The following is a 19,902-nucleotide window of genomic DNA, read 5'->3' on the forward strand; positions in this document are numbered from 1 at the left end:
TTCACTCGTCCTCCGCGCTCGAATCGGCCGCCGCGGCGACCGCGGTCAGTTCGATCTCGACCGGGGCTCCGCCGGGCAGCGCGCGGACGCCGATCGCGCTGCGGGCGGGACGGCCGAGGCCCGGCGCCGCCTCGTCCAGCACGGCCGAGGCCCCGTCCGCCACCGCGGACAGCTCGGTGAACCCGTCGGCGCACGCGACGTACACGCTCATCCGCACCCACCTCCGGACACGGCCGGGCGCGCCCGCGGTGGCGGCGGCGACGGCGTTGCGGGCCGCCAGGGCGGCGGCCTCGCGGGCGGCGCCCACGTCCAGGTCGCGGCCCACCAGGCCGGTCACGGCCAGGCGGCCGTCCCGGCGGGGGGTCATGCCGGCGGTGGCGATCAGGACGTCGCCGGTGCCGAGCGGTTCGGCGACCACCGGGACGTAGGCGCCCTGGGGGCGGGGCATGGCGGACCGCTCAGACACCGAGGGTCACCCCGTCCTGGCGGGGGTCGGAGGCGCCGAGGAGGGCGTCGCCGGCGACGGAGACGACCTGCGCGCTGCCGCCGCCGTCCCAGGGGCCCTGGACGGTGACGTCGTGCCCGGACGCGCGCAGGGCGTCGATCCGGGCGGAGCCGAGGCGCGACTCGACGCGCAGTTCGGGCGGGCTGCCGAGGACGTCGGCGTCGCTGCCGGGGTGCACGGTGAAGCGGGGCGCGGCGACCGCGGTTGCCGGGTCGTGCCCGTGGTCGAGCAGGTGGGAGATCAGCTGGGTGTTCCACTGGACCTGGCCGTCCCCGCCGGGGGTGTTGCCGATGTGCAGGAGGCGGCCCGCGGCGTCGGTGACGAGCCACGCGTTCAGCGTGTGCAGGGGGCGGCGGCGCGGGCGCACCTCGTTGGGGTGGCCGTCGAGCAGGTAGGCGCCGCGGCCGAGGCGGTTGTTCAGGACGATGCCCGTGCCGGGGACGGTGATCCGGGCGCCGAAGGTGAACGCGAGGGAGTGGATGAGGCTCACCGCGCGCCCCTCGGCGTCCACCGCGACCATCGAGGTGGTGTCGCCGCCCGCGGGGACGGGCGAGGGCGCGGCCGCGGGGAGGTCGCCCGCGTCGAGGCGGGCGCGGGCGGCCTCCAGCGCGGACGGGGTGAGCAGCTCGCGCCAGTGGTCGTTGTCGGCGCCGCAGCCGGCGAAGCGGTCCGCGAACGCGATGCGGGCGGCCGAGGCCATCCGGTGGACGGCCTCGGCCGACAGCCACGGCAGCCCGGAGAGGACGCCGTCGCAGAGCCCGGCCTGCTGGGCGACCATCCAGCCGGGCGTGGGCGGCGGCGTGAGGTGGACGGTCGTCCCGCGGTAGGCACAGGTCAGCGCGGGTTCGGGGGCCGAGCGGCCGCTCGCCAGCCATTCGTAGCCGGAGAAGGGCGCCCCGGCGTCCACGAGGGCGTCCACGCAGCGTTCGGCGAGCACCCCTGAGTAGAGGTCGCCGGGGTCGGCGGCCAGGCGGCGCAGGGTGGCGCCGAGGTCGCGCTGGAAGACCGGCTCACCGGTGCGGGGGACGCGGCCGCCGGGCAGGAAGACCTCGGCGGTGCCCGGGTCGCGGGCGAGCGCGTCGCGGCGTTCGACGATGTCGGCGCGCGTCTTGGCGGTGCAGGGCAGGCCGTCCTCGGCGGCGGCGATCGCGGGCGCCCACAGCTCGGGCAGGCCGCGGGACGCCGAGTCGGCGTGCAGGGCGGCGAGGGCGGCGACCGCGCCGGGCGCGGCGACGGCGAGGGCGCCCTCCAGCGGGAGGGCGGTCAGGCCGCGGTCCCGGTAGAAGGCGGGCTCGCCGCCGTCCGGGCCGAAGCCGCTGCCGCCGAACGCGGCCACCGAGCCGTCCGGGCGGCGCAGCAGGACGAACGCGTCGCCGCCGACCCCGCACTGGCCGGGCAGCGCGAGCCAGGACAGCGCGGCCATGGCGAGCGCGGCGTCCGCGGCGTTCCCGCCGTCCGCGAGGACGCGGGCGCCCGCGAGGCTCACCGCCGGGTGGCTCGCGGCGACCATCCCGCCGGCCCCGGCGGCCGGGCCGCGTCCGGGAAGTCCGAACTCTGGTGACATGCCGCCCAGTCTCGGCGGCGCCTGATCAGCGCCGATACGGACCGAGTGCCGGGAATTCCGCGGATTCCTTGGGCACCGTGCACAGGGATGCCGGGCCCTGCGGGTTCATCGGCCGGGTGCCCGACATGGTGCACAAAATGACTAAGTCCGTCGTGTGCACGTTCCTCATTGTTCACCTCTCGCCGATCGAGCAGATTCTCTGCAATCGTTGCGCCCACCGGTCCAGCAGAGGCGCGTACAGGGAGGGGGCGTCCTTTGGGAGCCGCTCACTGGATCTATCTGTCCGGAATCATCCTCATCATCGCCGTGATGATCGCCCGCAAGAACGTCGTCATCCCCGCGGTCGCGGCGACGTTCCTCACCGCTTGGGTGTTCACCGGCAACTTCGTCACCGGGCTGGAGTCGATCTTCAACGCCAGCCTGACCGCGGCGACCGAGCTGTTCAGCATCTTCTTGATCATCGCGCTGGTGACCGCGCTGCTCGGGTCGCTGCGCTCGCTCGGCGCCGACCGCCGCATGGTGGAGCCGTTCCGCGTCGTCATGCGGTCCGGCCACTCCGCCTTCTGGGTGCTCGCGCTCGTCACCTACGTGATCAGCCTGTTCTTCTGGCCGACGCCGGCGGTGCCGCTGATGGGCGCGATCCTGCTGCCCGCCGCGATCGCCGCCGGGCTGCCGCCGATCAGCGCGGCGGTCGCGATCGCCATCGCCGGGCAGGGCATGGCGCTGTCCAGCGACTACGTCATCCAGGTCGCGCCCGGCCTGTCCGCGAAGGCGGCGGGGGTCGACACCGGAGCGGTCGCCGACCGCTCCATGGTGCTGTCCCTGATCACCGGCGGGATCGCGCTCGTCCTCGGCTACCTGATGTCCCGCTCGGAGTTCCGCAGGCCGGACGCCGTCCTGCTGGACCGCTGGGAGGCCGGCGAGTCGGAGGCCGCCGTCCCGGCGCCGCGCCGGTCGCTCATCCGGGTGCTGCCGCGGCGCCGCGTCCTGCAGACCGAGACCGTCGGCGGCGAGGGCTCGGTCGCCGTCCTCGACCCCGGCCCCGGCTCGGGCGGCGGGTCCCGCACGTCCGGCGGCGGGACGGGCGCCGGGACCGGTACCGCGAGCGGCGGCGGGACGGGCGCGGACACCGGCGGCGGGGCGGGCGGTGCGGACGCCGGCGGCGACGCGATGGCCCGCGAGGCGCTGGCGTCCATGAACGGCGACGACGCGCCGGGCGCCGACTGCCCCCGGCGGTCCAAGTCGTTCGCCGTGATCGTCCCGCTCGCCCTCATCGGCCTCGTCGGCTACATGATGCTGGGCAAGTTCACCGGCCTCGTCCCCGAGGTCGTCGGCGGGGACGCGGCCGCGCTCGTCGGCGGTGTCGCCGCCGCGCTGCTGCTGTCCGCCACGATCGCCAAGGACGGCCGGAGCAGCCTGGAGCGGTGCGCCGACCACGTCGTGGACGGCCTGGTGTTCGCGATGAGGGCGATGGGCATCGTCATCCCCATCGCCGGGTTCTTCTTCATCGGCAACGCCGACTTCGCCGGGAAGATCATGGGCATGGAGGAGGGCGCGAAGGCGCCCGCCTTCCTGTTCGACATCGTCGTCCGGATCCAGGACGCCATCCCCGACAGCCAGTACGTCGTCGGCTTCGGCGTGCTGATCATCGGCATGCTCACCGGGCTGGACGGGTCCGGGTTCTCCGGGCTGCCGCTGACCGGCTCGCTGTCCGGGTCGCTCGGCCCGGCGTCCGGCGTCGACCCGGCGCTGCTCGCCGCGATCGGGCAGATGGGCTGCATCTGGGCGGGCGGCGGCGTGCTCGTCGCGTGGTCGTCGCTGATCGCGGTGGCGGGGTTCGCCCGGGTCCCGGTGCTGGAACTCGTCCGCCGCTCGTTCCTGCCCGTCATCGCCGGCCTGGTCGTGGCCACGGTGGTCGGGCTGATCATCTATTAGGGGGTATGTTGACCGCCTCGTCCGATCTGTCCCCCGCCGCCGCGGCCACCGCGGCGGCGGGGGCCCGTCCCGCCGCGGGACCGCTCCGGCTGCGCGCCGCGCTGCTGGTGCTGCTCACCTTCGGCTCCGGGACGACCGACATCGTCGGGTTCCTCGGCATGGAGAAGGTCTTCACCGCCAACATGACCGGCAACATCGTGCTGTTCGGCCTCGCCGCCGGCGAGGGCAGCGGCGCCGACCTGGCCCGGTGCGGCGCCGCGACGCTGGCGTTCGCGTGCGGCCTGCTCGCCGGCTTCCTCATCGCCGGGCGCCCCGCACCCGGCCGGGTCTGGCCGCCCCGCGTCACCGCCGTCCTCGGCGTCGTGCTCGCGCTGCAGACCGTGTTCCTCGCGGGCTGGGCGGCCGCGGGCGCCGCGCCGCGCGGCGGCGGGCTGATCGCGCTCATCACGCTGTCGTCCACCGCGATGGGCGCGCAGACGGCGGCGGCGCGCAGCCTGTCCGCGGACGGCATCACCACCACGTTCGTCACCGGCACGCTCACGTCCATGATGGGCGGGTTCGCGGTCGGGCAGGGCGGCGCCGCGGGCCTGCGCACCGCCGTGATCCTCAGCCTCGCCGCCGGCGCCGCCGTGGCCGGCGCCCTGATGGCGAGCGCCCCCGTGCTCGCCGCCGCGCTCAGCCCCCTCGTCCTGGCGACCGTGATCGCCGGCGCCGTCCGGCTGCACCCGGCACGGGCGGCCTGACGAGCCGCCCGTGCCGGGTGCGGCTCCGGGCGCGGTTCAGGACGGTCCCGGCCAGCGGGCGCGGGCCATGTCGACGCGGCGGCCGTCGGGGCGCAGAGGCGTCCCCTCGGCGCGGTAGTGCTCGTGGGCGCGGCCCTCGTGGCAGCGCGGCGGGCTCCCGTCGGCGCGGATCACCCGCCACCACGGGACGGCGCCCCCGTACAGCGACATGACCCGCCCGACCTGCCGCGGCCCTCCGCTTCCCACCAGTTCGGCGACGTCGCCGTAGGACATGACGCGGCCCGGGGGGATGCGCTCCACCGCGTCCAGCACCGCCTCGGCGTACTCATCAGGTTCGGACCACATCCCCCGATTCTCCCGGATCGTGCGGCGCGCCGCGCAGGAACACCGCCGCGCCCGCCATGCCGAACAGGGCCAGCGCGCAGACCACCGCGTAGGTGAGGACCAGCGCGCCCGAACGGTGCACGACCTGCACCGGGCGGACGGGCTCGTCCGCGAAACGGCGGTCGCCGGGCAGGCCCGCGGCGCTCATCCGGGCGCCGGCGAGGCCGTCGGACGCGGCCAGCGCGGCCGCGGCGTCGACCCGGCCGAACCCCACGGCGCGGTTGTAGCCGCGCTCCGGGCGGTTCCGCGTGCTCTCCACGATCGCCTGCGAGACGAGCGCGGGCGCCATGCCGGGATGGCGCGACCTGATGAGCGCGGCGACGCCGGAGACGAACGCGGTCGCCGGGCTCGTGCCGTCCCCGATCCAGTAGCCGCCGTCCGGCCCGGCGCCGATGATCTGCACGCCGGGCGCGGACACGACGACACCCGAGTTGCGGTTGGAGAACCCGGCGTGCCGGCCCGCCGCGTCCACGGCGGCGACGGAGATCACGCCGGGGAACGAGGCCGGGTAGGAGTACTCGGTGTGCCCGCCCGCCGCGGCCCCGCCGGAGCCGCGGCGCCGTTTCGAGGGGCCCCGCACGCCCCCCGGAGCGCCCTCGTTCCCGCCGTTGCCGGCCGCGGCGACCACCACCGCGTTGTGCCGGATCGCGTAGGCGACGGCCTCCCGCTCGCGCGGCGTCGGGTAGGAGCGGCCCAGCGACAGGTTGATCACGTCGGCGCCGTGGTCGACCGCGTACCGGATGCCGTCCGCGATCGTCCCCGCGAAGCGCTCGGCGCCGGTGAACTCCGCGAAGCCCGGCTCGTCCCGCTCCAGGATCACCCGCAGGGACAGCAGCCGCGCCTCGGGCGCGACGCCGATCATGCCGAGCGCGTTGCCGGGGCCGTGGCCGTGCCCGGCGATGATGGACGCCATGTTGGTGCCGTGCAGCCGCTTCGGCCGGGCGCCCGCCGGGCCGGCGCCGCGGGTGAGGTCGGGGCCCGCGGTGACCGACCCCGCCAGGTCGGCCTGGTCGGCGTCCACCCCCGAGTCGAGGACGGCGACGGTCACGCCGCGCCCCTTCGACATCGTCCAGGCGCGCGGGACGTTCATCGACTCCAGGACGGGCATCACCGCGTCCCGCACCTGATCGGCGCGGGCGGCGGCGGGCATGAGGGCGGGCGCGGCGAAGGCCGACAGCGCGGCCAGCGCGGCGGCGGCCCGCCTCAGCACCGCCACTCCCGCTCCCCGCAGCGGACCTTCGCGGGCGTGGTCAGCGGCCGGAGCACGCCCCGCACCAGCTGCGGCGCGAGCTCGGCCGGGTCGGGCTGCCCCCCGCGCAGCGCGGGGCGCCCGTCGGCGTACCCGGCCGTCGCCGCCACCACGTACGGGCCGCGCTGGGCGGCGGCGGACGCCTGCCGGGCCGCGTCGCCGAACCGGGCCGCCACCGAGCCGGGGAACGGCAGCGCCCGCAGGCCGGGGCTCGGCGCGCCGTCGGAGAACCATTCGACCGCTTCGCGCGCCGCCGGCTCGCCGGGGAACACCACCACGCCGACCGTCACCGCGAGCCCCTGCGCCTGGTCGAGGTAGGTGGCGCGGAGCACGGCCCGGCAGCCGCGGGACGTCAGGGACCGGACGAGCGCGTCGTCGGCGGCCGCCTCGCAGCGGGTGTCGGCGCCGATCCCGACCCGGCGGGCCGTCTCCGGGGACGCCTGGCCGAGCGTGTACGGGAGCTCGGCGGGGAAGATCCGCCCGGCCGGCCAGGTGCGGTAGCGGCCGGCGAGCTCCGCCGCCGTCGCCGCGGCGCGCTCGGCGGGCGTCGGGCCGCGGGTCAGCTCCGCCGACAGCCGGACGCCGGCGACCACGAACACCGTCGCGCACGCGGACGCCGCCACCAGCGCGGCGGTGCGGCGCGACACCCGCCGGCCGCCGGGCGGCTCGCCGGATTCCGGTTCCGGCTCGGTGCCCGGGGCGGAGACATCGGCGCGCGACACGCAGCGGAGCGTAGCCGAAGCCGGGCCCGTACGGGCAGGGTCAGGGAGGAGTGAACGTCGGGCCGCCGGGCGCGGCGCGCGGGCCGGACGGCGCCGGTCCCGGCGGGCGCGGCGCGATGTACGGCGGGCGGGGCGGCGGCGGGACGTACGGCCCGGGTCCCGTCGCCGGGCCGGGCGGCGGGCCGTCCGCGGCCCTGGGGTGGCGGCGCCGGAACGCGAGGGAGATCGCGCCGGCGCCGGCGGCCCCGCCGACGCCGATGACCAGGATCGCGACGACCAGCCAGGTGACCCAGGCCGGACGGTCGATGATCTTCACCGGCCCCGGGTCCCCCGGGCCGAACCGCTCCCGGGCCGGCTTGCCCCTGCCCGGCCCGGCGGCCGTCGACGCGAGCGAGTCCGCGGCCGACAGCGCGCGGGCCGCGTGCACCTCGCCGAACCCGATGTCGGGGTCGTAGCCGTCCTTCGGCCCGTGCCGGACGCTCTCCACCAGCGCCTGCGACACCAGCGCCGGCGCCATGTCCGGGTGCTCGGCGCGGATCAGCGCGGCGATCCCGGAGACGATCGCGCTGGCCTGGCTGGTGCCGGCGCCGATGAAGTACCGGCCGCCGGGGGCCGCCGCGGGCACGGCGACGCCCGGCGCGGACAGCACCACCGAGTAGTTCCGGTTGGAGAACGGCGCGCGGGCGTGGCCGGGCTCGGCGGCCGCGACCGCGATGACGCCGGGGTAGGACGCCGGGTAGGAGTACGGCGCGAACCCGTCCTCGTCCAGCAGCCGGTCCTTGTCGCCGTCGTTGCCGGCCGCCGACACCACCACGACGCCCTTGCCGATGGCGTACCCGACGGCCTCGCGCTCGTCCGCGACCTCCTCGCCGCTGCCGATGGACAGGTTGATGACGTCGGCGCCGTGGTCGGCGGCGTAGCGGATGGCGCGGCCGACGGCCTTCCTGGCCCGCTCGGACCGGTTGTAGAGGGCGAAGCCCGCGTCCTCCCGCTCGCTGATGGCGCGGATGGACAGGATGCTCGCCCGCGGGGCCATCCCGATGATCCCGGAGCGGCCGCCGGAGCCGTGGCCGTGCCCGGCGATCAGCGACGCCATCCCGGTGCCGTGCAGCCGCGCGGGCTTCCCCCGGTCGACGAAGGAGATCATGTTGGGGCCGGTGGTGACCTTGCCGCGCAGGTCCGCCTGGTTCGGGTCGACGCCGGAGTCGATGACCGCGACGGTCACCCCCTCGCCCCTGGTGACCTTCCACGCGGCGTCCGTGCCGAGGAGTTTCAGGATCGGCCGCTGCAGTTCGCGGACCTCGTCCGCGTGCGCCGGGACGGGCGCCAGCCAGCTCCCGGCCAGCGCCCCCGCCAGCAGGGCGGCGGCCGCCCGCGAACGCCTCAGCATTCCCACTCCGGGTCGTCGCAGTCGGGCACCGCCTTGACCGCGAGCGACCGCGCGACGGCGTGGCCGATCTGCGGCGCCACGGCGAACAGCTCGCCCGGCCGCGCCTTCTTGATCTCCGACGCGGGGCGTCCGTCGGACTGCCCCGAGGTCGTCAGCACCACGTACGGGCCGCCGCGGTCGCTCGTCCGGTCCTGGCGGGCCTTGTCGGTGAACTTCGCGGACGCCGTGCCCGGGAACGCGGCCGCGTGCAGCGCGGGGTCGACCGGCCCGGCCCCCTCCTCGTCCGGTCCCTTCGAGCCGGGGATCTCCTTGTACGCGCGGTCGGCCTTCCACGGGTCGGGGAACGCGACGACGCCGACGGTGACGACGACGCCCTGGAGCTGGTCGACGTAGGTGGCGCGCAGGACGGCCCGGCAGCCGTGCCGGGCGAGCGCCGCCGCGATCTCCTCGTCGACGGCCTGGAAGCAGCCGGTCTCGGGGACGATGCCCGTCCGGGTCGCGTACTCGGTGTGCCGGCCGATGGGGCGGTACGGGATCCGCTCGGGGAAGATGCGGCTCGCGGGCCACGCCTGCCAGCGCCGCGCGACCTCCTTGTTCGCGGCCACCTGCAGTTCGGCGCTCGTGGGCTCGCGGTGGTAGGTCGCCCACGCCCCCGTCATGGCGATCCCGGTGATGAGGAGGTAGCAGCAGCCGACGACGAGCGCGACGAGCATCCACTGGCGCCCGGTCAGCCCCAGCACCGTCAGCGGGTCGCGCGGTGCGGGCAGCGGGCCGCCGGGCCGCGGCGGGCCCGCGTAGGGCGGCCCCGGCGGGCCCGGATACGGGGGGCGCGGCGGCTGCTGCGAGGGGGGCGTGAATGCCACAACAATCAAGATTAACTGTGCTTCGCGACATTCCGCCCCGCCGTTATGGCGAGGAAGCCCTCCCGGGGAGTACGGACAGGGGGAGGCCCCTCCGCGGAGGGGCCTCCCCAGCGGGTCCCGTCAGGACCCGGTCCCGAAGGTCTTGCGCGCCTCCTGCGCGGCGTCCTTGGCCTTCTCACCGACCTGCTTCGCGCCGCCGGACGCCTGGTCCCTGCGCCCCTCGGCCTCCAGGGACGGGTCGCCGGACCGCCGCCCGGCCTCCCGCTTGCCCTGGCCCTTGGCCTTCTGCGCCGTGTTCTTGAGCTTGTCGAGGAAGCCCATGGCTCCTCCTCCTGTGTGGACGTTCGTGCGTCCTGCCCCTGTGCCCGCTGGTTCCCGGGTCATGCGGGTGCTCCGCGTCACGCGACGGCCGGGCGGTCGCGGGGAATTCCGCGGGACATGGCAAGGTTGTGCGGGTGAGGACAGTGACGTCTTCCTCTACTCACCGCCGAGCGTCAGCACAGGAGCACCCACCGTGTCGTTGCCACCTCTGGTCGAGCCCGCAGCGGAGCTCACCCGCGACGAGGTCAACCGCTACTCGCGGCACCTGATCATCCCCGATGTGGGCATGTCCGGGCAGAAGCGCCTCAAGAACTCCAAGGTTCTGGTCGTGGGCGCCGGCGGGCTCGGCTCCCCCGCCCTCCTCTACCTCGCCGCCGCCGGCGTGGGCACCCTCGGCGTCATCGACTTCGACGTCGTGGACGAGTCCAACCTGCAGCGGCAGATCATCCACCGCCAGTCGTCCCTCGGCAAGCCGAAGGTGGAGTCGGCGGCGGAGACCGTCCGTGAGATCAACCCGCTGATCGACGTGGTCGTGCACAACACCGCGCTCGACCGCGACAACATCATGGACATCTTCTCCCAGTACGACCTCATCCTGGACGGCACCGACAACTTCGCCACCCGCTACATGGTGAACGACGCGGCCGTCCTGCTCGGCAAGCCGTACGTGTGGGGCTCGATCTACCGCTTCGACGGCCAGGCCTCGGTCTTCTGGGCCGAGCACGGCCCGTGCTACCGCTGCCTCTACCCCGAGCCGCCGCCGCCCGGCATGGTCCCGTCCTGCGCCGAGGGCGGCGTCCTCGGCGTGCTGTGCTCGTCCATCGGCTCCATCCAGGTGAACGAGGCGATCAAGCTCCTCACCGGCATCGGCGAACCCCTCGTCGGCCGGCTGATGATCTACGACGCCCTGGAGATGACGTACCGCTCGGTCAACGTCCGCAAGGACCCCGAGTGCCCCCTGTGCGGCAAGAACCCGACGCAGACCGAGCTCCTGGAGGACTACGAGGCGTTCTGCGGCGCGGTGTCCGAGGAGGCCACCGAGGCCGCCAAGGACTCCACGATCTCCGTCCACGACCTCAAGGCCATGCAGGACAACGGGGAGGACATCTTCCTCGTGGACGTCCGCGAGCCCAACGAGTACGAGATCGTCTCGATCCCGGGCGCGACGCTGATCCCGAAGGGCGAGTTCCTCAACGGCTCCGCCCTGGAGCGCCTGCCGCAGGACAAGAAGATCGTCCTGCACTGCAAGTCGGGCGTACGCTCGGCCGAGGCCCTCGCCGTCGTCAAGAACGCCGGCTTCTCCGACGCCGTCCACGTCGGCGGCGGCATCGTGGCCTGGGTCAACCAGATCGACCCGAGCCAGCCGTCCTACTGACCGCACGCGCCGACCGCGCACGAAGGCCCCGGGCTCCCCGCCCGGGGCCTTCGCACGTCATCGGCGATGTGGCGTTCGTAGACGTCCGTGAGGGACGGGCCGTAGGGCGCCCGCGGTTCAGCCCGCGGACGGCGGCCGGTACGGGAGAGCCAGGTCGGTGGAGACCTCGGTGAGCATCAGCTCGAACATCGGCGCGGCGTCGTCCAGGGCGAACTTCAGGTGGCCGAACACCTCCAGGCTCACGCCGCCCTGGAGGCGGATCCAGCATTTGAGGAACTGCCGGATGACGCCGAGGGGCAGGTCGATGCCGAGGACGTCGTCGCGGTAGTGGCGCAGCTGCTCGCGCAGGGCGGGGTCGATGTCCTCGTCGGCCGGCACCGGGAAGGGCTTCTTCTTCCACAGCTCCAGGAACAGGTCCATGAACGTCCAGGCGAACTCCCGGGCGCGCTCGTCGGCGAAGTCGGCCTCGTCGGTGTCCTCGGCCCCGCGCACGGGCGCGCCGAACAGCAGCGCGTACTCGCGGGGATGCGCCAGCGACCAGCTGCGGAACTGGCGGGACACGGCCAGGAACTTGCCGCCCATGTCGCCGGGCGGCACCTTCTCCAGCGCGCCGCGCAGCTCGCCGGTCAGCTCGCTGAACAGGTCGCCGACCAGGTGCCGCAGCAGCTCGCGGTGGCTGCCGAAGTAGCGGTACAGCGCGGGCGCGGTCATGCCCATCTCGCGGGCGATGGCCCGCAGGGTCACCGCCTCCGGCCCCTCCTCCACGAGGATGCGCCGGGCGGTCCCGGAGATCTCCCGGACCGTCGCGGCGCGCAGCCGATCACGCCGTGTTTCCAATTCGCCGCCCTCTTCCCTGCTCTCGCCGGCCGCTCCGGGCCGTCTCCGCATGATTCCCCATGAACGCCCTTGACGAAAGCTAACACTGTATGCGAAGTTAACGTCGTTCGCAGTTTACGGCGTTCACTCAACTGATAGGCGTTCGCAGAGGGGAACGGGTCATGTTCGATCGATGGGGACGGTGGGTCCACCTGCGCAGGCGATGGGTCCTCGCGGCGGCCGGCGCGGTGCTGGTCTTCGCCGGCGTGTGGGGGACGGGCGTCTTCGGGGCGCTGAGCACGTCCGGCGGCTTCGACACGCCGGGCAGCGAGAGCGCGAAGGCGGCGCACATCGCCGAGCGGGATCTCGGACGGGACGAGGCCGACGTCGTGGTCCTCTACCAGGGGCGCACCACGGTGGACGATCCGGCGTACCGGACGTCGGTCGAGCGGGCCCTGGCCGCGCTGCCACCGGACAAGGTCGCCGCCACGAGCACGTACTGGTCGACCGGCGCGCCGCAGTTCGTCAGCCAGGACCGCAGGTCCACCTACGCGGTGCTGCGGCTCGCCGGCGCCGACGAGGGCGCGCGGAGCGACAGCTACGAGGCGATCCGGGACGACCTGACCGACGTCGGCGGCGGGCTCACCGCCAAGGTCGGCGGGTCGGTGGCCACGGAGGCCGCGATCAACGAGCGGGTCTCGTCCGACATCGGGCGGGCCGAGGGCATGGCCATGCCGGTCCTGCTGGTGCTGCTGGTGCTGATCTTCGGCGGCCTGGTGTCGGCGAGCCTGCCGCTGATGATCGGCGGCATCGCGATCCTGGGGTCGTTCACCGCCCTGCACGCGCTGACGTACGTGACCGACGTGTCGATCTTCGCGGTGAACATCACCACCTTCCTGGGCCTGGGGCTGGCGATCGACTACGGCCTGTTCATGGTGAGCCGGTTCCGCGAGGAGATCGGGCGGGGCCGGTCCGTGGAGGACGCGCTGGCCGCGACGATGGCGACGGCCGGGCGCACGGTCGCCGTCTCGGGCGTCACCGTGGCGGTCTCGCTGTCCGGGCTGCTGCTGTTCGACCAGAACTTCCTGGTCTCGATGGGCTACGGCGGCATCGCGACCGTGTTCGTGTGCATGATCGGCGCGCTGACCGTGCTGCCCGCCCTGCTCTCCGTCCTCGGCCCGAAGGTCAACGCGCTGCCGGTGCGGCGGCGCCGCCGGGCGCAGGGCCGGCCGGACGGCTGGTGGGGCCGGCTCGCGCACAGCGTCATGCGCCGCCCGGTGGTCTACGTGGTCGCGACGGTGGCGCTGCTGCTCGCGCTGGGCGCGCCCTTCCTGCGCATCAACTGGGGCGGCGTCGACGCCAAGGTCATGCCGCAGGGGGCCGAGGCACGGGTCGTCGCGGAGGCGCTGGAGACGCAGTTCCCGCGCAACGCCACCAGCCCCATCGAGGCGGTGGTGACCGGGACGTCCGACCGGGCCGCGATCCAGGCGTACGGAGACCGCCTGGCGGCGGTGCCGGGCGTGACCGGCGCGGCGGTGACCGGCGCGAAGGACACCACGACGCGGATCTCGCTGACCTACCGGGCCGACCCGAACTCCGGCGCCGCGCGCGACCTCGTGCACAAGGTCCGGGACGTCCCGGTGCCGCCGGGAGCGCACGTCCACGTCGGCGGCGAGACCGCCGGGGTCGTCGACCAGCTCGCCAGCATCGGCGCGACGCTGCCCTGGCTGGCGCTGCTGGTGGGCGGGGCGACGTTCATGCTGCTGTTCCTGGCGTTCGGCTCGGTCGTCCTGCCGCTGAAGGCGATCGTGATGAACACGCTGTCGCTGTCGGCCACGTTCGGCGCGGTCGTGCTGATCTTCCAGGACGGCCACCTGTCCGGCCTGCTGGACTTCACCGCGACCGGCTCGATCGCCCCGGCCATGCCGATCCTGATGCTGGCGATGCTGTTCGGGATCTCGATGGACTACGAGGTGTTCCTGCTGTCGCGGGTCCGCGAGCAGTACGACCTGACCGGCTCCAACACCGCGGCGGTCGCCGCCGGCGTGCAGCGGACCGGCTCGATCATCACCAGCGCCGCGCTGCTGTTCATCATCGTGATCGGCGCGTTCGCCACGTCCGGCATCACGTTCATCAAGATGACCGGCGTGGGGATGGCGATCGCGATCCTGATGGACGCCACCGTCGTCCGGGCGCTGCTGGTCCCGGCGGCGATGCGGCTGATGGGACGCGCGAACTGGTGGGCTCCCGGCCCGCTGGCCAGGATCTACGGCAAGTTCGGCATCCGTGAGGGCGACTCCCCCGCGCCACGGCGGTCCCAGCTGGAGCCCGTGGGCTGACACGGGCGCGCGGTGGCCGGCGGCGGGGCAGCCGCCGGCCACCGAACTATGTCAAAGCAGTACAAAACGCTGTTTACCCTGCTTGGCGGTACCGGAGGTCGCGGCGGGCGGGGGGCAGCGGATGTTCGATCGATGGGGCCGGTGGGTCCACCGGCGGCGCCGGTGGGTCCTCGCCGCCGCGGGCGCCCTGCTCGTCTTCGCCGGCGTGTGGGGGACGGGCGTCTTCGGCGCGCTGAGCACGTCCGGCGGCTTCGAGACCCCGGGCAGCGAGAGCGCCGAGGCGGCGCGGATCGCCGAGCAGGCCCTGGGCCGGGACGCGGCCGACGTCGTGATCCTCTACCAGGGCGGGACCGGGGTCGACGACCCGTCCTACCGCGCCTCGGTCGAGCGCTCCCTGGCGGCGCTGCCGCCGGGGAAGGTCGCCGGCGCCGCCACCTACTGGACGACAGGCGCACCGCAGTTCGTCAGCGAGGACCGCACGTCCACCTACGCCGTCCTCGAACTGGCCGGCGCCGACGAGGCCGCGCGGGACGCCTCCTACCAGGCGGTCAAGGACGAGCTGGACGACGTGGGCGGCGGGCTCACCGCCAAGGTCGGCGGGCCGGTCGCCACGGCCGCCGCCATCAACGACCGCGTCGCCTCGGACATCCCCCGCGCCGAGGCCATCGCCATGCCGATCCTGCTCGTCCTGCTCGTGCTGATCTTCGGCGGGCTGGTCGCGGCGAGCCTGCCGCTGCTGGTCGGCGGCATCGCGATCCTCGGCTCGTTCACCGCCCTGCACGCGCTCGCCCGGCTCACCGACGTGTCGATCTTCGCGGTGAACATCAGCACCTTCCTCGGCCTCGGCCTCGCGATCGACTACGGCCTGTTCATGGTCAGCCGGTTCCGCGAGGAGCTGCGCCGGGACGGGACGTCCATCGAGGACGCCCTCGCCGCCACGATGACCACCGCCGGGCGCACGGTCGCCGTCTCGGGCGTCACGGTGGCGGTCTCGCTGTCCGGGCTGCTGCTGTTCGACCAGAACTTCCTGGTCTCGATGGGGTACGGCGGCATCGCGACCGTGTTCGTGTGCATGGCCGGCGCGCTGACCGTGCTGCCCGCCCTGCTCTCCGTCCTCGGCCCGAAGGTCGACGCGCTCTCCCTCCGCCGCCGGCGCCGGCCGTCCCGCGGCTGGTGGGGACGGCTCGCGCGCAGCGTGATGCGCCGCCCGGTGGTCTACGCGGTGGCGACGGTGGCGCTGCTCGCGGCGCTCGGCGGGCCGTTCCTGCGCATCAACTGGGGCGGCGTCGACGCCGCCGCGCTGCCGGAGGGCACCGGCGCCAGGACCGTCGCCGAGGCGATGGAGACGCGGTTCCCGCACAACGCCACGGACCCGATCAACGCGGTGGTGACGGGGACGTCCGACCGGGCGTCGATCGACGCCTTCGGCGACCGGCTCGCGGCGCTGCCGGGCGCTGCCGGCGCCACCGTCACCGGCGCGAACGCGGAGACGACGCGGTTCGCGGTCCGCTACGACGCCGACCCGTACTCCGACGCCGCGCGGGACCTGGTCCAGCGGATCCGCGACGTCCCGCCGCCGGCCGGGGCGCAGGTGCGCGTAGGCGGCTCCACGGCCGACGTCGTGGACGAGCTGGCCGGTCTCGCCGGCGCGCTGCCGTGGCTCGCGCTGCTCGTCGGCGGCGCGACGTTCGTGCTGCTGTTCCTGGCGTTCGGCTCGGTCGTCCTGCCGCTGAAGGCGATCGCGATGAACCTGCTGTCGCTGTCGGCGACGTTCGGCCTGGTGGTGCTCGTCTTCCAGGAGGGCCACCTGTCCGGGCTCCTGGACTTCACCGCCATCGGCGCGATCGCGCCCGCCATGCCGATCCTGATGCTCGTGCTGCTCTTCGGCATCTCGATGGACTACGAGGTCTTCCTGCTGTCGCGGGTCCGCGAGGAGTACGACCTGACCGGGTCGAACGTCGCGGCGGTGGCCGCGGGGGTCCAGCGCACCGGGTCCATCATCACCAGCGCGGCGCTGCTGTTCATCGTCGTGATCGGCGCGTTCGCCACCTCCGGCATCACGTTCATCAAGATGGTGGGCGTCGGGATGGCGGTCGCGATCCTGATGGACGCGACGGTCGTCCGGGCACTGCTCGTCCCCGCCATGATGCGGCTGATGGGCCGGGTGAACTGGTGGGCGCCCGGTCCGCTCGCCCGCCTCTACCGCAGGTACGGGATCCGCGAAGTCCCGGCCGCCAATCCGCGGAAACCGCTTGTGGTCTCCCTCACCCGGCGCGAGACTGAACGGCATTCCACCGGCACCACCGCGCGTGACGCGTACCGCGACGGACCATGCCCGGCGGACCCCCACACGACTTCACGGGACGTCCCTTTGGAGGCTCCATGGCCACGCGCCTGATCACCGAGGCCGACACGGCGCTCGGGCACCTGGACCGGCTCACCGAGGCGCTGCGCGCCGCGGGCTGGGCGGTCGAGGTCGCCGCGCCCGGCGACCGCCTGCCGTCCGCGACCGTCGCCGACCCGCACATGCGGCGGATCAACGAGAGCGTCATCGCCGCCCCGGAGGGCTCCGGCGGCGTCTGGTCCTACTTCTACGGCTGGGGCGAGCGCATCGCGCCGTGCACCGACCCGTCCGGCGCCGCCGCCGCCCTCGGCCGCGTCCTCACCGCCCGCCGCGACAACTGACCGCCCCTCCCGGCACCGCCGATCAGGCCGACTTGCGGGTGCGGCTCTTCGCCGGCTCCTTCTTCGCGCCCGACTTCGGCGACGACTTGCGGGCCGCGGGCTTCTTGCCGGACGCGCCCTTGGACGACGCGGCCCTGCCGTCGCGCTCGCCGCGGCTCTTCTTGGCGGCCTCCACGCTGGCGCGCAGCGCGCTGAGCAGGTCGGCGGCGGGCTCCTCCTCGGCCTCCTCGGGCCGGGTGACCTCCCTGCCCTCCACCTTGGCGTCGATCACCGCCTGGAGCGCCTCCCGGTAGGCGTCCTTGTACTCGGTGGGGTCGAACTCGCCCTCCATCGACTCGATGAGGGACGTCGCCATCGACAGCTCCTGCTTGCGGATCTCGATGTCCTCTTCGAGGAACGGGAAGTCGGGGGTGCGGACCTCGTCCGGCCACAGCATCGTCTCCAGCACGAAGACGCCCTCCCGGACGCGCAGCGTGGCGAGGGACTCGCGCTGCCGCAGGGCCACCTTGACGATGGCGACCTGCCCGGAGTTCTCCAGCGCGTCGCGGAGCAGCACGTAGGGTTTGGCGCCCTGCGCGTCCGGCTCCAGGTAGTAGGACTTCGCGAAGTAGATCGGGTCGACCTCGTCCTGCTCCACGAACTGCAGGACGTCGATCCGGCGGCTGGACGACAGGGGCAGGTCGGCGAAGTCCTCGTCGGTGAGGATGACCATCTCGCCGGTGGGCAGCTCGTAGCCCTTGGCGATGTCGGAGTAGGGGACCTCCTCACCGTCGATCGTGCAGACGCGCTTGTACTTGATGCGCCCGCCGTCCTCCCGGTGCACCTGGTGGAAGCTGACGTCCCTCTGCTCGGTCGCCGAATAGAGCTTCACCGGTATGGTCACCAGCCCGAACGAGATCGCGCCCTTCCAGATGCTCCGCATGACCCGTCCTTACCCAGCACGTTCCGGCTCCTAGCGTCGCAACCTCGCGCGATTTGCGCCAGAACGGCGCCTTGATCCTTTTCTGCGGGGCGGGGGCCGGGTAAGACGGCGGTATGACCATGCCGTGGCCCGTTGAGCCGATGATGGCCGCCACCGGGGACCTCCCCTCCGACGGCGAGCACTGGGGCCTGGAGCTGAAGTGGGACGGCGTGCGCGTCCTGTCGCACGTCTCCGCGGACGGCGTCCGGGCCTGCGGGCGGCGCGGCGGCGAGGTGACGGGACGGTACCCGGAGCTGTCCGCCCTCGCCGACCTGCTGCCGGACCACGATGTCGTCCTGGACGGAGAGGTCGTCGCCTTCGACGAGGGGCGGCCCAGCTTCGAGCGCCTCCAGCGCCGGATGCACGTCGAGCATCCCGACCCCCGCCTGATCCGCCTCGTGCCCGTCCGGTACGTGGTGTTCGACGTCCTGTTCCTGGACGGGCACGTCCTGTACGACCTGCCCTACACCGACCGCAGATCGCTGCTGGCCGAGCTCGACCTGGCCGGGTCCGGCCCGGTGGAGGTGCCGCCGTACCTGCACGGCGAAGACCGGTCGCAGGTCGGGGAGCTGCTCGCCTTCACCCGCGAGCAGCACATGGAGGGCGTCCTCGCGAAGCGGCTCGACTCCCCCTACCGTCCCGGCCGCCGCGTCGACTTCTGGCGCAAGGTGAAGAACTTCATGACGCGCGAGGTCGTCATCTGCGGCTGGAAGCCCGGCAAGGGACGGCGCGAAGGCGGGGTCGGGTCGCTGCTCCTGGGCGAGTACGACGTCAAGGGCCTGCTGGGCTTCGTCGGCCACGTCGGGACGGGCTTCACCGACCGCGCGCTGGACGAGCTGTACGAGACGCTGTGGCCGCTGCGGCGCCCGACGAGCCCCTACGACGAGGCCGTCCCGCGCGAGTTCGCCAAGGACGCCCAATGGGTTGAGCCGCGGCTCGTCGGGGAGGTCGCCTACAGCGCCCGCACCAGGGACGGCCGCCTGCGCTTCCCGTCCTGGCGGGGCCTGCGTGACGACAAGGACCCCCTGGAGGTCACGAGTGAGCAGTAGCCCGGACCCGGCCGCGGGCGGCGGCGCGTGAGCGGCGAGAAGACCGCCGTGGAGGTGGACGGGCGTCAGCTGACGCTGTCCAACCTCGGCAAGAACCTCTACCCGGAGTTCACGAAGGGCGAGGTCATCGACTACTACGCGCGCATCGCGCCGGTGATGCTGCCGCACCTGAAGGACCGCGCCGCCACCCGCATCCGCTGGCCGGAAGGCGTGGACGGCGGCAAGTTCTTCGAGAAGAACGCCCCGTCCCACACGCCCGGCTGGATCCGCACCGCGACCGTGCCGAGCCCGGGCAGCACCAGGGGCCGCGACACGGTCGAGTACATCGTGATCGACGACCTGCCCACGCTCGTGTGGTGCGCGAACCTCGCGGCGCTGGAACTGCACGTCCCGCAGTGGAAGGTGGGGCCGCGCGGCAAGATCCACAACCCCGACCTCCTGGTCTTCGACCTCGACCCCGGCGACCCGGCCACGGTCGTGGAGGCGTGCGAGGTGGCGTTGCTGCTCCGCGACCTGCTCGCCGAGGACGGCCTTGAGTCGTACCCGAAGACGAGCGGGAAGAAGGGCCTGCACCTGTACGTCCCGATCAAGGAGCCCAAGGAGGCCGAGCGGACGTCGGAGTACGCCAAATCCGTCGCCGAGCGGCTCGCCGCCGACCACCCCCGGCTGATCGTCGCGAAGATGGAGCGGCGGCTGCGCAAGGGCAGGATCTTCGTCGACTGGAGCCAGAACAACCCGGCGAAGACGACCGTCGCGCCGTACTCGCTGCGGGCCGCGAGCCGCCCGTCCGTCTCGACCCCGGTCACCTGGGACGAGCTCGAAGCCTGCCAGGACGCGGCCGACCTGGTGTTCTCCCCCGGCGAGGTGCTCGCCCGGGTGGACAAGCACGGCGACCTCCTCAAGCCGCTTCTGGAGGACCACCGCCCCCTTCCCTGACGAACCCGTGAAATCCGAGTGCCCTATGTGTTCGAACCGGCACTCTCCGGGTTCGGATTCCGCCA

The 19,902-nt window shown here is 73.9% G+C and carries 18 protein-coding genes; 8 read left to right on the top strand and 10 right to left on the bottom strand.

Annotated elements, in window-relative coordinates:
- Nucleotide 1: 1 nt before the first annotated feature.
- Nucleotides 2-466, bottom strand: a complete 465-nt coding sequence (locus tag ABTW95_RS04590) for a RidA family protein (RefSeq protein ID WP_500224553.1) — start codon at nt 464-466, stop codon at nt 2-4.
- Entirely contained in the window at nt 459-2,069 is a 1,611-nt protein-coding gene (locus ABTW95_RS04595) for a gamma-glutamyltransferase (RefSeq protein WP_396448350.1), read from the bottom strand. Before ABTW95_RS04595 ends, ABTW95_RS04590 begins: the two co-directional genes overlap by 8 nt.
- Nucleotides 2,070-2,378: 309 nt before the next feature.
- On the opposite strand from ABTW95_RS04595, the gene ABTW95_RS04600 reads away from it, so the two are divergent.
- Nucleotides 2,379-4,004, top strand: a complete 1,626-nt coding sequence (locus ABTW95_RS04600) for a hypothetical protein (protein WP_500224555.1) — start codon at nt 2,379-2,381, stop codon at nt 4,002-4,004.
- Nucleotides 4,005-4,009: 5 nt separating this feature from the next.
- Nucleotides 4,010-4,747, top strand: coding sequence for a YoaK family protein (locus tag ABTW95_RS04605; protein ID WP_396448348.1), 738 nt, complete (start codon nt 4,010-4,012; stop codon nt 4,745-4,747).
- Between the two features lie 36 nt (nt 4,748-4,783).
- Here the strand turns inward: ABTW95_RS04605 and ABTW95_RS04610 are convergent, their stop codons facing one another.
- The 6 genes from ABTW95_RS04610 to ABTW95_RS04635 all read right to left on the bottom strand — a co-directional run bounded on the left by ABTW95_RS04610 (nt 4,784) and on the right by ABTW95_RS04635 (nt 9,676).
- On the bottom strand, nt 4,784-5,092 hold the full coding sequence (locus ABTW95_RS04610) for an MGMT family protein (protein WP_396454246.1): 309 nt from the start codon (nt 5,090-5,092) through the stop codon (nt 4,784-4,786).
- The gene (locus ABTW95_RS04615; protein WP_396448346.1) at nt 5,076-6,347 is read right to left on the bottom strand and encodes a S8 family serine peptidase; all 1,272 of its coding nucleotides are present in this window, start codon (nt 6,345-6,347) and stop codon (nt 5,076-5,078) included. Before ABTW95_RS04615 ends, ABTW95_RS04610 begins: the two co-directional genes overlap by 17 nt.
- The gene (locus ABTW95_RS04620; protein WP_396448345.1) at nt 6,335-7,102 is read right to left on the bottom strand and encodes a hypothetical protein; all 768 of its coding nucleotides are present in this window, start codon (nt 7,100-7,102) and stop codon (nt 6,335-6,337) included. Before ABTW95_RS04620 ends, ABTW95_RS04615 begins: the two co-directional genes overlap by 13 nt.
- Nucleotides 7,103-7,142: 40 nt before the next feature.
- The gene (locus ABTW95_RS04625) at nt 7,143-8,492 is read right to left on the bottom strand and encodes a S8 family serine peptidase (RefSeq protein WP_500224558.1); all 1,350 of its coding nucleotides are present in this window, start codon (nt 8,490-8,492) and stop codon (nt 7,143-7,145) included.
- Nucleotides 8,486-9,355 carry a hypothetical protein gene (locus tag ABTW95_RS04630; protein WP_396448343.1) on the bottom strand — a complete coding sequence of 290 codons (870 nt, stop codon included), beginning with the start codon at nt 9,353-9,355 and terminating at the stop codon, nt 8,486-8,488. The genes ABTW95_RS04625 and ABTW95_RS04630 overlap by 7 nt, the downstream gene beginning before the upstream one ends.
- 120 nt (nt 9,356-9,475) lie before the next feature.
- Nucleotides 9,476-9,676 carry a CsbD family protein gene (locus ABTW95_RS04635; protein WP_396448342.1) on the bottom strand — a complete coding sequence of 67 codons (201 nt, stop codon included), beginning with the start codon at nt 9,674-9,676 and terminating at the stop codon, nt 9,476-9,478.
- Between the two features lie 193 nt (nt 9,677-9,869).
- Here ABTW95_RS04635 and moeZ point away from each other — a divergent pair, with 193 nt between their 5' ends.
- Nucleotides 9,870-11,051, top strand: coding sequence for an adenylyltransferase/sulfurtransferase MoeZ (gene moeZ / locus ABTW95_RS04640; protein ID WP_396448341.1), 1,182 nt, complete (start codon nt 9,870-9,872; stop codon nt 11,049-11,051).
- A 117-nt stretch (nt 11,052-11,168) separates the two neighbouring features.
- On the opposite strand, the gene ABTW95_RS04645 is transcribed toward moeZ, so the two are convergent.
- Nucleotides 11,169-11,888 (bottom strand): TetR/AcrR family transcriptional regulator, encoded by a 720-nt coding sequence (locus ABTW95_RS04645; protein ID WP_396448339.1) that lies wholly within the window; start codon nt 11,886-11,888, stop codon nt 11,169-11,171.
- A 161-nt stretch (nt 11,889-12,049) separates the two neighbouring features.
- Between ABTW95_RS04645 and ABTW95_RS04650 the strand changes: the two genes are divergently transcribed.
- From ABTW95_RS04650 to ABTW95_RS04660, 3 genes are all read left to right on the top strand, one after another.
- Nucleotides 12,050-14,206 (top strand): MMPL family transporter, encoded by a 2,157-nt coding sequence (locus ABTW95_RS04650; RefSeq protein ID WP_396448338.1) that lies wholly within the window; start codon nt 12,050-12,052, stop codon nt 14,204-14,206.
- Nucleotides 14,207-14,327: 121 nt separating this feature from the next.
- Entirely contained in the window at nt 14,328-16,604 is a 2,277-nt protein-coding gene (locus ABTW95_RS04655) for an MMPL family transporter (protein WP_396448337.1), read from the top strand.
- Entirely contained in the window at nt 16,589-16,891 is a 303-nt protein-coding gene (locus ABTW95_RS04660) for a hypothetical protein (RefSeq protein WP_396448336.1), read from the top strand. The genes ABTW95_RS04655 and ABTW95_RS04660 overlap by 16 nt, the downstream gene beginning before the upstream one ends.
- Nucleotides 16,892-16,913: 22 nt before the next feature.
- Here the strand turns inward: ABTW95_RS04660 and ku are convergent, their stop codons facing one another.
- Nucleotides 16,914-17,813 (bottom strand): non-homologous end joining protein Ku, encoded by a 900-nt coding sequence (ku, locus tag ABTW95_RS04665; RefSeq protein WP_396448335.1) that lies wholly within the window; start codon nt 17,811-17,813, stop codon nt 16,914-16,916.
- 113 nt (nt 17,814-17,926) lie between these two features.
- Here ku and ligD (ABTW95_RS04670) point away from each other — a divergent pair, with 113 nt between their 5' ends.
- Together ligD (ABTW95_RS04670) and ligD (ABTW95_RS04675) are read left to right on the top strand one after the other, a co-directional pair.
- Entirely contained in the window at nt 17,927-18,901 is a 975-nt protein-coding gene (gene ligD / locus ABTW95_RS04670; RefSeq protein WP_396448334.1) for a non-homologous end-joining DNA ligase, read from the top strand.
- A 27-nt stretch (nt 18,902-18,928) separates the two neighbouring features.
- A complete protein-coding gene (ligD, locus tag ABTW95_RS04675) occupies nt 18,929-19,837 on the top strand; it encodes a non-homologous end-joining DNA ligase (protein WP_500224564.1) in 909 nt (302 codons plus the stop codon).
- The last annotated feature ends 65 nt before the right edge of the window (nt 19,838-19,902 follow it).

Source organism: Spirillospora sp. NPDC127506 (assembly GCF_040302145.1).
GTDB lineage: Bacteria > Actinomycetota > Actinomycetes > Streptosporangiales > Streptosporangiaceae > Spirillospora.